This is a genomic window from Clostridium sp. UBA4395, assembly GCF_002390995.1.
In the GTDB taxonomy this organism is placed as follows: domain Bacteria; phylum Bacillota; class Clostridia; order Clostridiales; family Clostridiaceae; genus Clostridium_J; species Clostridium_J sulfidigenes.
The window spans coordinates 1-14,571 of the sequence record NZ_DGRF01000045.1 but is presented as its reverse complement, the minus strand read 5'-3'; the positions used below and the strand labels follow the sequence as shown (position 1 = coordinate 14,571).

The window sequence follows — 14,571 nt, the reverse complement described above, 5'->3', positions numbered from 1 at the left end:
TTCATATCAGCTTAACAGAATCTTATTTTTTATTAATACAAATTTATATACACAAAAAACTCTCCTTTTTTATACATATTCTTCAAAAAAGAAAAAATTCTCTAAAAATATCTTTTAGAAAATTTTTAAATCTTATATTTCTTATATTTCATTTAATAACCAATAAAATATTTTATTAATATACTTAACTACTTTATGTTATATAAGCTTTTTTACATAATATTAAATCAATAACTGAAATTAAAATTGAAACTATTAATAAATTTAGAAATAATAATGACTTATTTAATCCATAAATATATGCAGAAACTATTGGTCCAAGTGCATATCCAAATGCTTCAAAGGCACCTACAACTCCAAATACAGTTCCTTTTATATTATCATTATCACCAAATTCTGAAAGCAAACTTTGTAGCGCTGCATTTAAAAATGTAGCTCCCAGGAAGTATATTACAATTATTATAGTAAATCCAATTAATTCTCTTAAAAAATATAACCCTAATAATGTTGCACTCATAACCATAAAAGAAATAAGTAATTGCTTTTTATTCCCTATCTTATCACTTATCCAACCAGCTATAGGTGCACCAAAACCAAATACAAATAAATACAGTGATATTATTGTTGAGGTATATCCAACTGAAGCTCCTAATACCTGTTGACCATAAAAAGGAAAAATACAGACTATGCATCCAAATATGAAATCTCCTAAAAATGCAATAGACCCTAATAATATAATTTTACACCCAAGTTTGTATTTTCTAATATCATTGAAAATACCTTTAACTCTACTATTAGAGTTAAGACCTTTCTTCATAGGTTTATTTTTTTTTGTTACTCCACTAGATTTTTTTATTTTAAAAACTGCAAATACAGCTGAAAAAAATATTCCGATTGACGTTATATAAAATACTATATCGTAGTTATTATATTTTGAAATAATAAATCCACCTACTGCTGCACCAATTCCACCACCAAGTGTAAAAACTGCAGATGCTAACCCTGTACATTCCCCCCTCTTTTCCTCATCTAGCGACCTAGATAATATTGAAAACGTAGCTGGAGAAGCCATTCCAAGTATTCCTCCTTGTACTATGTATATAGTGCTAGCTAATATTTGGGTATGCGAAATAGTATAGAAAAAAGGTACAAAAGTCATTACGCTTAATGATATTATTAACAATAATTTATCTCCTATTGCATCAGATACCATACCAAAAGGTATTTGCGCTAAAGCTTTACTTACTCCATATAATGACATTACTGTACCAATAACTACGGTACTAATTCCTATAGAATCAAAGAAAAGTGGTATTATGGGGATCATAAAACTATAGCTAACACCAAAAATAAATCTTAAATTACAAAACTGTCTCAGTTCTTTTTTATGAAATAAAACATTATTTTTAATATTCATAAATAACTCCTATAATATTTTACTAATATTATAGGCTATTATAAATATAGTATACCCCTTAAATTATTTTTATCTCTTATCTTAAGGCTATATGTTAGCTTTTTTATATAGAAATAAATAAATAACTGAAACTAAAATTGAAACTGCTAATAATCCCATAAATAACCATGACTTATTTAACTGATATATATATGCTGAAACTATGGGACCAAGGGAGTATCCCAATGATTCAGATGCTCCAACAATGCCAAATACAATACCTTTTATCTTTAGGTTATCACCAAATTCTGAAAGCGAACTTTGTAATGCTGCATTTAGGAACGTAGCACCTAAGAAATACATAATTATTATCTCAGTAAAAATAATTACATCTCTTGTAAAAGTTAATCCTAGCAATGTGATATTCATAACGTTGAAAGAAAGAAATAACTGTCTTCTATTTCCTATTTTATCACTTACCCACCCAGCAATAGGTGCCCCTAATCCAAAAACAAGTAAATAAATTGATATTATTGCAGAAGTATATACAGTTGATGTACCTAAAATATCTTGTCCATAAAAGTGAAAAAGAGCTACAATACATCCATATATAAAATCACCTAAAAATGCAATAGTTCCTAATACTATAATTTTATATTTAAGATTATATCTTTTTATTTCTTCACCTATTACTTTGATTCTACTGCTATTTTTATTTGTATTAAATCTAACTTTACCCCGTGTTAAATTAATTTTACCTATTTGTAAGCCAACGTATATAAATGTAATTAGTATCCCAATTGATGATATAAAAAATACCATATTATAATTTCCTAGTTTTGCTACAATACATCCACTGATAGCTGCACCAATTCCACCACCAAGTGTAAAAACTGCAGAGGCTAGTCCTGTACTTTCTCCTCTTTTCCTTCTATCTAAGGATCTTGACAATATAGAAAAAGTTGCAGGGGCAGCCATACCAAGTATTGCTCCTTGTATTACATATATACAACTAGCTAATAGATGATTATTAGTTAAAGTATAAGCAAAAGGAACAAAAGTCATTAAAATTAATGCTAGCATTAGCGTTAATTTGTCTCCTATTATATCAGATACAATTCCAAAAGGCATTTGAGTTAATGTTTTACTTATTCCATATAAAGACATTACAGTCCCAATGGTTAGAGTAGTGATTCCTATAGAGTCAAAGAAAAGTGGTATGGTTGGAATCATGAGACTATAACTAATCCCAAAAATGAATCTATAAATACAAAAGTTATGTAATTCCTTTTTTCTAAAAAAAACATTATTTCCAATATTCATATTTATCTCCTATAACATAGTATTAATAAAATAACCCTTTATAAAATCAGTATTCATTATAATATATTCCGAGAATTAAATATTATTATTTAGTTCCAGTTAAAACAGGACATCTCTATGATAAAATATAATTAGAAAAATAAGGAGAATAAAAATGGAAATAAATAATGTAATTAAAGAAAAACTTTCTATATTAGCAGAGCCAAAATATCAAAAATTTTCTAGTGGTCTATTACCTGGTATTCACAACATCCTAGGTGTTCGTTTACCTGAGCTTCGAAAAATTGCTAAAAAACTTGCAAAAGGTGACTGGCAGTGCTATTTACAAAATGCATCTGATGACACTTTCGAGGAAATTATGCTTCAAGGAATGACCATTGGCTATGTAAAATCTGAGCTTTCTGATATATTGCCATACATCACAACCTTTGTTAATAAAATTGATAATTGGTCAGTATGCGATAGCTTTTGTAGTGGACTAAAACTTCCTAAACAATATCCAAAGGAAATGTGGGAATACTTGATACCCTATCTTACAGCTACCCATGAGTATCATATACGTTTTGGAGTAGTCATGCTTCTTTTCTATTATATAGATCATAATCATATTGATGAAATATTTAAGCTTTTGAATGACATTAAACATACAGGCTATTACGTTAAAATGTCAGTGGCTTGGGCCATATCTATCTGTTATATAAGGTTTCCAGAGAAAACACTAAAATTTCTTAAAAATAACACTTTGGATGATATGACCTATAACAAAGCTTTACAAAAAATTATCGAATCATTACAAATAGATAAGGATACTAAAAGCCTAATGAGAAATATGAAACGAAAATAAACAGAGTTCTTTGCTTCAGAGGGAGGTTTACTCCCTCTGAAACTTTAGAAATCGTTATCCAGGGACGTAGCTCCCACTTTGAAGAAGATGGGAGCATTAGAGCTGGTAGTCATCGGATAAATCAAAAAAGTCACCTCTAACAATTCATAAACTGCTACAGGTCACTTTTAAAAAACTTCTTCATGTTAAGGGTTTATATGATGCGTTCCTCTGATTGTGCACATTTAAAATTTATCTATCATTTATATCTTTATTAATTGGTCTTCTCATAGATAATAACATTGGTGTAAAATACTTTTTCCAAAATTTATTACCATATAGATTAGCTGTTTCAAAATCAACATGAATATATGGTACATTAAAATCCTTGCAATAATCATTGACGATTTTCAATAGCTCAATACCTATTTTTTTATTTCTATATTCTAATTTTATATAAGCACCAATTTCGTCGATTAACCACAATTTTTTATAGACATATCTATAATATGAAAGGGTAACTACTCTCGCAAAAATGCAACACAAATAATAGACTATGTCTAATGTTACATTTAAGCTCATTTTAAGTTTTATACTAAAATCACCTTTTTACTTGTATTCATTAAAAACATCTCCTTTCATAAAATATTATTAGTAAATAACTGTTCACCTTGATAATTATACTTTTTTATGATTATTTTGTAAATTGTAAAATGACAACTAAAGATCCAATCAAAGTATCGCCCTTATTCTATACTAACGTTGTTGCATATATAATGTATTGGGAAAGAATCCAAGTTTCTTATAAAACCCTATGGTAGTTACATTCTCTTGTGATACCGTTACCCCAATTACTTTGCAATTATTTTCTTTCAACCATTTCATATGCTTAATTGCAAGTTTCTTACCAATGCCATTTCCTCTATTATGATCATCAACGTGAAGTGAATCAATTTCTCCTTTTCCATCAATTATCGTCGATATACAATATCCAATATATCCATCATCACTTTTGGCAACAGTAATTTTTATTGTCTGGTTCTCAAAAGCTTTAATTCTCTCCTCAAAGCTAATAAACCTATATGATTCCTTAAAGTATTCTGAAATATTTTCATGATACTGTCTATTTTTTTCCCATAGGTTCTTAATAACTTCAACCTCATCATAAGAAATATCAAAAATTTCATTCATATTTATCGCTTCCTTCCAATAGTCATTAATATAAGTATATCAATGTTCCAAATATATACAAGTAATTCTGGGGCCTGACTCCTGCATGTCCCTTGAATGTTTCTTTACTTATGTAGACAGGCAGCCCTTTATATTGGCTGATGTCTACATATATAAAAATATGACTTTCCTGTGGTACCTACTTATCTTTTATAGTCAGTACTATGAAAGGTTAACTTAATTCATCTATTATCTTCTTAGCTTCTTTATTGTTAGTATTCAACTCAAAAGATTTCTTATAACTCTCTAAAGCTTGCTTCTTATTACCTTCACATAAGTACATTTCACCTAAACTATCATAAAGATTAGCTGATGCTGGAAATATTTTAATTGATAAATTAAGCACATCTATTGACTCTTTAATTCTTTTTCTCTCCAACAAGTTATAAGCAATGGCGTTAAATTCATCCTCATACACAAGATACTTTTCAATGGAATTTTCCTTTATTGAATAATATTCCTTTAATGCCATCTCAGAATTATTGTTAAACATGGTTCTTACTATATGATTAGCAAGTGATCTTTTTATATAGTCAACTTCTTCCCCTAAAAGTATATCTAAAATTCTTTCACATAAAACTTTAGTTCCAATATAATCTGAGTTGATCATAACAACAACTGCAATACCTCTCTCTGGCAATATTATTAAATTGCTTCTAAATCCTGTATCCATACCACTGTGAGATCTAACTTTATTTCCTTTATATTCTCCCAAAAACCATGCCAATCCAATTTCTAAAGTATAACCACCCCAACCTGTTAAGGCATATTTTCTCCAAAGTTCTAAATAGCTATGGGCTTCTAATATTTTATTTCCTTTAAATTTTCCTTCATTTATATTAGCAATAGCGTAGTTGCACATTTCAATTACATTAGAACACAACGTAGAGCTTGGACCATGTGCACGATTATAAGGAAAAACTTCACTAACCGTAGCACCATAGCCATTCTTTGTATCTAAGATATGAGGACTTGTAAGTAGCTCCTTTGAAACTAAAGGTTTTAAAAAATTGCTTTCTTTCATTTGTACAACATTGAGAATATTTTCTTTCATATATTTCTCAAAAGACATACCTGAAACTTTTTCAATAACATTTCCCAAAATCTCATAAGCAATATTGCTATATGCAAATTTTTCTCCTGGCTCCCACATAAGTTCTCTTCCACTAATGCTTCTAACGTACCTTTCTAAAGCTTCTTCATCATATTGAGGTTTATCCCATTCATAATCATCTTCATCTGGCATACCTGATATATGAGTTAATAATTGCCTTATAGTTATTTTTTTATATCTATCATCTTGAAGCTTAAAGTACGGTAAATACTCTATTACATATTCATCTAAGTGAATTTTACCTTGCTGAACCAATTGCATTATTCCTGTAGCTACAAAAGTCTTTGATACTGATGCCATATGAAAAAGGGAGTTCTCATCAACGGGTTCTTTCGTATCTACATTTTTTACTCCAAAACCCTTTGTATAAATAACTTCATTATTGTATACTACACCTACTGATAATCCAGGAACAAATTCCCCATTAACATATTCATTTATTATTCTATCTAAATCTTTTATTATTCTTTCTTTAATATCCATAGTGATCTCTCCTTGCTTTTAAGTGTTATTATATTGTTTAATGCCTATACCAAACTCAAAGCTCCTCCTAAAACCTAGAATTCTACTTATTAAGTTTTTTAATAAAACAAAAAAGACTGTAGAATTGATACCCTTCTTACAGTCCAAAATAAACATTATTTTACATTACAAAATACCCTTAAGAGCATAGGTTCTTATAAATATCTTATGTAAAATTAAGACTTAATTCTGGTTCTACAAAATGACTACCTCTACTTACTAAGTTTCAAAAGAATCATACTAAAAAACCTAATTGAATAGGCATTTAAAATCTTCCTTTCATATAATTTTCAATTTAGAAAATTAATTAGCAAGCAGTTATTACCATCACATTGTACCTCCTTAATTTTACTAATACAATTATATACAATTAAGTATAATAAATCAATAATAAATTATATATCCCTTTTATTACATAATATTTAATGAATTTATATCTATCTCCAAAAATTATAATTTTACACTAACTTTTGAACTTCCTCTTCTGTAAGCATTCGATACTGGCCTTTTTTAAGGGTTTCATCTAAGGTTAACTCCCCAATAGAAATCCTCTTTAAATATACTACATAACAACCTACTGCCTTTAACATACGCTTAACTTGATGCTTACGTCCCTCAGAAATTGTAAGATATCCACAGACAACGGATTGATGGTGATACTTTGACTCTATTTTATAGAACTTTCCAATATTAGTTTCCTGTTCTAACTCTTCATAGTTCCCACATTTCACCACTTCTATTTTAGCAGGCTTTGTTAATGCTTCACCTTCTCCAATGGAAATTCCATTCTCTAATCTCTTCCTATCTTTCTCATCTAATGAACCCAATGCCCAAAAGAAATATTTCTTTTCAACATGCCTTTCTGGGCACATTAATTGATGATCAAAATCACCATCGTTGGTAAAAAGCAATAATCCTTCTGTGTCTTTATCTAATCTTCCAACATGAAATATTCCATTTATATTATCCTCATGAAAAAAATCAAATACTGTTTTATTATCAGCATCCTTTCTTGAAGTAATACATCCTGCAGGTTTATGAAACATATAATACACCTTTTCTCTATAATCAACTACTTTATCGAGATACTCAATGATATCGGTACTCTCCTTAATTTCCATTGCAGGTTCTGTTATCACTTCCCCATTTACTTTAACCTTTCCTTCCTTAATATAATCCCTACTCTTTTTGCGTGTCTCTATGAATGATATAGCTAAAAATTTATCTAATCTCATGTGTTTATCCTCTTCTTTTCATGTGTAAAATAATTTTAATTCTCTTTTCATAAGTAATTAGTAACTCTTTTAATATATAACAGTTTAGTCTATGAGTAAAGCTGTCAGTTTCTTAATAAGATAGTATTCCGATACATATAATCTAAACATAAACAGATTTCTACCATTTAATAGAAACTATATTATGGCATTCAATTATAATATAGATTAATGAATATTTATCTCGTCTTAAAAACAGACCTAAAATCTCTCTTAGTAGATTTTAGGTCTGTCTCATATTATCAAGTAATAAAAAGCTTTTACACTTATATTCATTTAGCAATGTTACACTTTTATATTTATATTATTTAATAATTATAGTGCTGCAATTTTTACCTGTTGTTCTTGTAGGACTTTTAGTGTTAAATTCACTACTATTTTTTCTGTGAATTCAGTAAATATTTGTTCTGCAGGAACTATGCAACTTATAGTTGGATTTATATGAATATCAACCTCAGCAATATCTGCTCTTACTAATTCAGTAAAAGGTTTTTCATTAAAGAATTCTGTAGAGAAAAAACTCTGACCACAAGGATTATGTCCAATTACGGGATCTGAACAAGCATTGCAACCTTGAAGTTTATCTGTAAAAAATTCTAATTCACTCTGAATGCCATTTTCAATAAAAATCGGTTCTCTAATAAAATTAATTCTTGTTGTAAAATTAAAAGGAACTTCAACTGTGCAACATCTTATATCTCCACAAACATTTGGAGTTTCAATTATACTACAAGTTTTGGTTGCATACTCAATATTTTTTCTTATAAACCCCTCTATAAATAGTATTCCAGTATCAGGTGCACACTCTTGAAAAAATGGAATAATACGAGATTGAGTTAAAAATACATTTTTTTTAATTCGTTTAATTTCCATAGCTGGTTGGTCTAATGTAATAGTAGCTTCAACCGGAATTGTTATGTTTATCTCTGCTAATACAACTGGAATCTTAACAAATACAGGTCCAGATTTAATAACAACAGGTGTTACAGGAATTTGTTTAGTTAATGATTGTACTTTAGAAGTAATAGTTGCACAAGGATCTGCTACACATTCATAATCACTTGTATTTTTTTGGCTATCATTCATTATAAGATTTCCTCCTTATCTATCTAATTGTTAGTGTAAAGTTTTTTACACTAATTCTTTTTTAAAATTATATATATATCAATGCCCCCTTTTTTTCTGTTATAATTGAATCACAAAACCAATCAAAACATCCAAAGGAAAACATTGCTATGGATTTATGATATAAAGATATCTCATGCTTCCGATGAAGCTTATATTAAGTATTGTCATCCTTGATAAAGATAATATTTCTCTTAAAAACAGACCCAAAACCTCTCTTAGTAAGCTTTAGGTCTGCAATATATCATTTAAATAAGATTAATTTTTCAATTTAATTCCTAGCATGTTGCTTGTGTTGATTCTGTTGCTGTAATTTCTACCTGTTGTTTTTGTAATACTTTTAGTGTTAAATTTACTACTACTTTTTCTGTAAGTTGAGTAAATATTTGCTCTGTAGGAACTGCGCAATTTATAGTTGGATTTGTGTGAATATCAACTTCAGCAATATCTGCTCTTACTAATTCAGTAAAAGGTTTTTCGTTAAAGAATTCTGTATAGAAGAAACTCTGATCGCAAGGATTACGTCCAATTACTGGATCTGAACAAGCATCGCAACTTTGAAGTTTATCTGTAAAGAATTCTAATTCACTCGGAATGCTATTTTCAATAAAAATTGGTGGTCTAAGGAAAGCAATTCTTGTTGTGAAATTAAAAGGTACTTCAACTGTACAATGTCTTATATCTCCACAAACATTTGGAGTTCCAGCTGTCCTACAAGTTTTAGTTGCATACTCGATATTCTTTCTTATAAAACCTGCTATAAATAGTATTCCAGTATTAAATTGATCATCTTGAGAAAATGGAATAATACGGGATTGAGTTAAATATACATTCTTTCTAATTCGTTTAATTTCTATAGCTGGTTGGTCTAGTGTGATAGTAGCTTCAACCGGAATGGTTATATTTACTTCTGCTAACACAACTGGAATCTTAACAAATGCAGGTCCAGGTGCAATAACAATCGGAGTTATAGGAAGTTGTTCAGTTAGTGATTGTACTTGGGTAGTAACAGTTGCACAAGAATCTGTTGCACAAGAGTTTCCTACACATCTATTGTTATTTGCATTTATTTTATTGTCATTCATAATAACATTTCCCCCATTTTTATCTAATTAAACTATAGTTAGTGAGACCTTATACTACATAATATATGAATTTCTACTTTTTGTTCATATATAAATAAAAAAGTTTCTTCTATTTAGTAAATGCAATCATAAGCCTGTTGAAGAAACTTTAGAGTATCTAAAATAAATAAGCAATATCCTCTTTAAAAATTTATTTGCATAAACTCAACCCTTAATATAAATAAAAAACTAGGTTTCCCTAGTCTTTTATTTATATTTGTTTCAATTCATATACCTTTAGATTTATATCATAAATTAAATACTATTTTAAGTTAAATTGAGCTTTCATTTCTAGTTTTCCATCTGAAAAAGTAAAGTTAGCATTTGAACCATCTTTATTTATCCATGCATAGATTACAGCTTCCATATCCATAATTTTTGTTTGAGAAAGTATTTGTCCCTCACCTAATATACCTTTAACTTCATCATTTTGTATGGTAATAGTCAAATTACTTATTCCAGAACCATTCCAAGAATATAGATTGGTTTTAATCCCAGCTACCTCAGATGAACTTTCTTCTTTTCCATCTCCAAGTATATTTTTGACCTCATCATATTTAGCACCCATATTTATTTTCAAAAAATTCTCATAGGTAACTTTTGTATCTGTTTTCTTTTCCTCTGTAACTGCTGGCGGATTACTTGCTGTATCATTCTGTGTCTCTACAGTTTTAGAGCTACATCCTACTAATCCTAAAATTAATAATCCACCAGTAATCATTGATAGTATTTTTCTCATCATTTCTCCCCCTTATTAGTTAAGTCCTTTATAGTTGTATAATAATATAGGTATTATCATAATTACTTACATATAATATGTAAAACTTATAAAATGTAAAAATCTGTACTTTCCTATACATTGAAAAAGAGACTAGATTTCTCTAATCTCCATATAGCTAACTGATAATATTGACCTTATTTCTGTTATAAAACATCACTATACTTCTCAAAATAACAGATATCTTGGTGTCTTATTTACATACTCATTATATTCCTTTTTAAATACTTCTTCCATATAATTTTCTTCTTGAAGTATTTGTAGATGTATACCAACTACAACTAATAAACCTACAATTACAATAAAAAGATTTGCATAAGTAAATGCAGTTCCAATAAACATCAAGTCCATTCCAACAAAGGCTGGATTTCTGCTGAATCTATAAAGTCCTGAAGTTATAAGTGATGTTTTTGTTGATTTATCTATACCTGCTCTCCAAGAAGTTTTCATGAAAACCATAGCCAATATAAAGAGTGAAACTCCTATTAATGTAATGACTACTCCAATAATGCTTACTGTAAAGCCTTTACCAAGTCCAACAAACCACTTTTCTGTAAATGATGGAAATAAAGCACTAATAGTCCAAATCCCTAGCCCTGCAAAAGTCATTGCTTTTAGAAACCTTTCAATAATAAGACTTTCTTTACTTTTAGTACCTTTACCAAAAACATTAGCTTTAATGTTGTTTTTCTTTGATAATATTATTAGTTTACCCATATATGAAATACCAAATATACATAGTAATGTAAATGAAACTATCTCTATTAACCCCATAATTATTCCCACCTTTAAAATTACTTTTTACTAACATGATTTACATGAATACTTATTCATATGTTCATATAAATATTATATTCTCACCTCTAATTCATGTCAATAGACTTTAGCAAAAATTTCTTATATAAAGGAAAACATACTGTACAGCAATAGGCAAAAATATATATCATATTATGAAGGTAAGAGTTATAATTATTGTAAATCTTATACTCATTTTTACTTGCTCCCCCTAATTGGAATAATCCGAATAATTCTATCATCACCTATATTAGGAGTACCTCTTCCATCTCTATTACTTGTTGTTAGGTAAATCGATCCATCTTTCCCTTGAATAATCTCACGTAAGCGCCCATATCTATTCTTCAACCATGAATCTACACTATTCACTTTCGTTCCTTTTCCATTCAATGAAATAGTAAGTAGTTGTTCTCCACGTAAAGTAGCAACTAGTAATTTCTCTTGCCACGGTCCTTGATCTACAAAGGCTATACCAGAAGGTGCCCACGTCTCTTCTTCACTGTGTATTAATGGCTTTTGCACTATAACTTCCTTAGAGTCTTCATTTCCTTGAACCAGAGGCCATCCATAATTAGCTCCTGGCTGTATAATATTTATTTCATCATGAGCGGTCTTCCCATGCTCAGAGGCATACAATATATTTCTTGAATTCCAGGCTAAACCCTGAGGATTTCTATGACCTAAGCTATAAACAGGTGAATTTACATTTGGATTATCTTCAGGAATACTACCATCTAATTCTATTCGCAGTATTTTCCCTGCTGTGCTTGTGATATTTTGTGCCAATGCAGAATTACCTGCATCACCCGTTGTAATATATAATTTTCCATCTGGCCCTATCTTTATCCTACCTCCATTATGAATCCGCCCACCAGGTATTTTATCAATAAGTACTCTGTCAATAGATGCCTTGTTATTATTTTCAATCAATCTCACAACACGATTGTGAACTTGATTACCTTCTGCATATGAATGCATAACATATATATAATGGTTTTGAGAATAATTTGGATCTAATGCAATTCCCATCAATCCCCCTTCTCCTTGGCTTACAAATGGTGCACTAAATCTAATCAGTGGTTGTGGAAGAAGTTTGCCATCTTCAATAATTCTAACTGCTCCAGACCGCTCTGTAAAATATAATTTACCTTCATTGCTTATATCTATGGCCCAAGGTACATATAAATTTTCAGCAATAACCTCAACTTCATAGGGAAGTTCCCTTGAAATACTTCCCTTTGCTTTCACTCTAGATGCGTTATCTCCACCCAATATCATATTAGATAAAACATTGTAACTCTTTCTTTTCATGCTGCTATCCTCCAAACTTAAATAAATCATATATCAATGCACACTTTATTTATATTATTAAGTATTTATGTTAATGTTCCATTTTCACATAAATAAAAAGAACCCTATTTCTAGAGTTCTTCCTTTAATCATTTCAATATGATGTATTTAAAATTACATTGCTCTTGATGGAAATACAGCATCTATTACACCAATTACTAAAGCTGCTAATATTGCGCCTAGAAGAGATACCCTCATATTTGGCACTAAAAATTGTGCTACATATATTATTACAGCTGCAATAATAAAACCTTTTATTCCTTTTCCAAAAGGTGATGCATCAACTCCCATGAATGCTTCTACGAAATAGTCTAATGCAGTTATTACAACTGCTGCAATTAGATATGACCATAATCCATAAATACTAAATCCTGGAGTTAAAAATGATGTTATACCTAAAATAATTGCAACTAATATCAATCTTCCTGCCCATCTTAAAATACTATTTCCACTAGAACCTTCTTTTCTTACCTCATTATTATCTGGCATAAGAATTCCTCCTTTAATAGAAATTTTAATTTCTTAAAGGTATTATGCCCATAAATTCCAAAAATATAATCTCCTATATACATATGAATTTATTATACTTTTTATATTATCTATTTTCTTCAACTACCTTCTTATAGGCTTTTGTTTCTACAAAAATTTCGTCTTTTAGTGGATTAAGTTTATTTTTATGAATCTTATTAAACTGATAAATTACTAATGCTACATTTGCTATTAAAGATAATAAACTTAAAATAAAAAATGCTTTTGGATTATGTGTAGTAGCTACAGGTGCTATACGATCTGCAAAGGAAGGTACTGTCATAACAAACATAATCCATAGGGCAAGTGTCTGTGCACGATGTTGTAGCCATGCTCCTTTTTTGATAAAGAAAGCAGGTATGGTGCAAGAAAGTAACAGTGCCAAACCACAATAAAATGAATGATCTGCTATACAATTATATGTATAGGCAAAATTCCACAAATCATATGCTATAATCCAAGGCCATATCATATCAGGCCATATCATATCCTTTGTTTTATCTTTAGAAATAAAAATACCAACCCATCCGCAAATGGCAATAATGTTTAGTAATCCAGCTATACCATTCATAATATTCCATGATCCTGACATTACCCAAAGATTGTCTACATATGCTCCGTTCCATGCACCATATGTAAAGCATTGAAAATCACGAATAGCTGCTTCAAGAATATTAATTGCCAAAATAAGTGGTGGAAAGCATAATACCCACTTCTTTTTAGCAAGTGATGGAATATAGCGAATAGCCATAAATCCAAGGCACCCTGCCAGCGCTGAGTAAGTTTTTACCCAGTTAAACCAAGTACCTGTTCCATATTCATTTCCTGGAGCTGCAGTTGTTGGCCAAACAAAAATAGTTAAACCTATAGGAACAATTAAAAAAAGTATAATTCCGCCCCATTTTGTTGAACGACCAAGCTCATTAAAAGCCATTAAGGCAAAAAGAATAAAAAGCCAAATAGCCCAACCTGTAAAATTGGTTGACTCATAAAAAAAGCCCATAATATTCCCCCCTAAAAATAATATTTGACATAAGTCTATTATGTCTCTTCATAACAAGCAAAGATATGTAAATATTCAAAGTTTAAATATCTTTATCTGTTATCTTAGTAATTATATTACATATTGACTCTTTGGTCAAATATTTAAAAAGCCCCAAAACCCCCATCTGATCGATTTTTGATAATG

14 protein-coding genes are annotated in these 14,571 nt (G+C 29.6%); 1 reads left to right on the top strand and 13 read right to left on the bottom strand.

The genetic code is table 11. The annotated features are described in order from the left end of the window. Positions 1-193 precede the first annotated feature (193 nt). Positions 194-1,417, bottom strand: a complete 1,224-nt coding sequence (locus B2694_RS07495) for an MFS transporter (RefSeq protein WP_346885211.1) — start codon at positions 1,415-1,417, stop codon at positions 194-196. Positions 1,418-1,504: 87 nt separating this feature from the next. Continuing rightward, on the bottom strand, positions 1,505-2,719 hold the full coding sequence (locus B2694_RS07490; protein ID WP_346885210.1) for an MFS transporter: 1,215 nt from the start codon (positions 2,717-2,719) through the stop codon (positions 1,505-1,507). 160 nt (positions 2,720-2,879) lie between these two features. Here B2694_RS07490 and B2694_RS07485 point away from each other — a divergent pair, with 160 nt between their 5' ends. Next, complete coding sequence (locus tag B2694_RS07485) at positions 2,880-3,563, top strand: DNA alkylation repair protein (protein WP_346885212.1); 684 nt, start codon at positions 2,880-2,882, stop codon at positions 3,561-3,563. A 231-nt stretch (positions 3,564-3,794) separates the two neighbouring features. Here B2694_RS07485 and B2694_RS07480 read toward each other — a convergent pair whose 3' ends face one another. The 11 genes from B2694_RS07480 to B2694_RS07430 all read right to left on the bottom strand — a co-directional run bounded on the left by B2694_RS07480 (position 3,795) and on the right by B2694_RS07430 (position 14,385). After that, complete coding sequence (locus B2694_RS07480) at positions 3,795-4,028, bottom strand: hypothetical protein (protein WP_346885209.1); 234 nt, start codon at positions 4,026-4,028, stop codon at positions 3,795-3,797. A 270-nt stretch (positions 4,029-4,298) separates the two neighbouring features. Beyond that, the gene (locus tag B2694_RS07475; protein WP_346885208.1) at positions 4,299-4,733 is read right to left on the bottom strand and encodes a GNAT family N-acetyltransferase; all 435 of its coding nucleotides are present in this window, start codon (positions 4,731-4,733) and stop codon (positions 4,299-4,301) included. Between the two features lie 211 nt (positions 4,734-4,944). Then, positions 4,945-6,369 (bottom strand): serine hydrolase, encoded by a 1,425-nt coding sequence (locus tag B2694_RS07470; protein WP_346885207.1) that lies wholly within the window; start codon positions 6,367-6,369, stop codon positions 4,945-4,947. Positions 6,370-6,866: 497 nt separating this feature from the next. Continuing rightward, entirely contained in the window at positions 6,867-7,643 is a 777-nt protein-coding gene (locus B2694_RS07465; protein ID WP_346885206.1) for a pseudouridine synthase, read from the bottom strand. Positions 7,644-7,997: 354 nt separating this feature from the next. Continuing rightward, on the bottom strand, positions 7,998-8,768 hold the full coding sequence (locus B2694_RS07460; protein WP_346885205.1) for a CsxC family protein: 771 nt from the start codon (positions 8,766-8,768) through the stop codon (positions 7,998-8,000). A gap of 317 nt (positions 8,769-9,085) precedes the next feature. Next, positions 9,086-9,892: a CsxC family protein gene (locus B2694_RS07455; protein ID WP_346885204.1), complete on the bottom strand. Its 807-nt coding sequence runs from the start codon at positions 9,890-9,892 to the stop codon at positions 9,086-9,088. A 301-nt stretch (positions 9,893-10,193) separates the two neighbouring features. Continuing rightward, positions 10,194-10,670, bottom strand: a complete 477-nt coding sequence (locus B2694_RS07450) for a hypothetical protein (protein WP_346885203.1) — start codon at positions 10,668-10,670, stop codon at positions 10,194-10,196. 207 nt (positions 10,671-10,877) lie between these two features. After that, positions 10,878-11,483 (bottom strand): isoprenylcysteine carboxylmethyltransferase family protein, encoded by a 606-nt coding sequence (locus B2694_RS07445; protein WP_346885202.1) that lies wholly within the window; start codon positions 11,481-11,483, stop codon positions 10,878-10,880. Between the two features lie 219 nt (positions 11,484-11,702). Next, positions 11,703-12,815, bottom strand: coding sequence for a PQQ-dependent sugar dehydrogenase (locus tag B2694_RS07440; RefSeq protein ID WP_346885201.1), 1,113 nt, complete (start codon positions 12,813-12,815; stop codon positions 11,703-11,705). 153 nt (positions 12,816-12,968) lie between these two features. After that, on the bottom strand, positions 12,969-13,343 hold the full coding sequence (locus tag B2694_RS07435; protein WP_346869699.1) for a phage holin family protein: 375 nt from the start codon (positions 13,341-13,343) through the stop codon (positions 12,969-12,971). 106 nt (positions 13,344-13,449) lie between these two features. Then, the gene (locus B2694_RS07430; RefSeq protein WP_346846427.1) at positions 13,450-14,385 is read right to left on the bottom strand and encodes a DUF5692 family protein; all 936 of its coding nucleotides are present in this window, start codon (positions 14,383-14,385) and stop codon (positions 13,450-13,452) included. Positions 14,386-14,571: the final 186 nt, after the last annotated feature.

Coding starts and splice junctions, on each gene's coding strand:
- B2694_RS07430 (WP_346846427.1), bottom strand. CDS start 14,385: ATGGGCTTTTTTTATGAGTCAACCAATTTTACAGGTTGGGCTATTTGG.
- B2694_RS07465 (WP_346885206.1), bottom strand. CDS start 7,643: ATGAGATTAGATAAATTTTTAGCTATATCATTCATAGAGACACGCAAA.
- B2694_RS07455 (WP_346885204.1), bottom strand. CDS start 9,892: ATGAATGACAATAAAATAAATGCAAATAACAATAGATGTGTAGGAAAC.
- B2694_RS07495 (WP_346885211.1), bottom strand. CDS start 1,417: ATGAATATTAAAAATAATGTTTTATTTCATAAAAAAGAACTGAGACAG.
- B2694_RS07460 (WP_346885205.1), bottom strand. CDS start 8,768: ATGAATGATAGCCAAAAAAATACAAGTGATTATGAATGTGTAGCAGAT.
- B2694_RS07435 (WP_346869699.1), bottom strand. CDS start 13,343: ATGCCAGATAATAATGAGGTAAGAAAAGAAGGTTCTAGTGGAAATAGT.
- B2694_RS07470 (WP_346885207.1), bottom strand. CDS start 6,369: ATGGATATTAAAGAAAGAATAATAAAAGATTTAGATAGAATAATAAAT.
- B2694_RS07445 (WP_346885202.1), bottom strand. CDS start 11,483: ATGGGGTTAATAGAGATAGTTTCATTTACATTACTATGTATATTTGGT.
- B2694_RS07440 (WP_346885201.1), bottom strand. CDS start 12,815: ATGAAAAGAAAGAGTTACAATGTTTTATCTAATATGATATTGGGTGGA.
- B2694_RS07450 (WP_346885203.1), bottom strand. CDS start 10,670: ATGAGAAAAATACTATCAATGATTACTGGTGGATTATTAATTTTAGGA.
- B2694_RS07475 (WP_346885208.1), bottom strand. CDS start 4,733: ATGAATGAAATTTTTGATATTTCTTATGATGAGGTTGAAGTTATTAAG.
- B2694_RS07490 (WP_346885210.1), bottom strand. CDS start 2,719: ATGAATATTGGAAATAATGTTTTTTTTAGAAAAAAGGAATTACATAAC.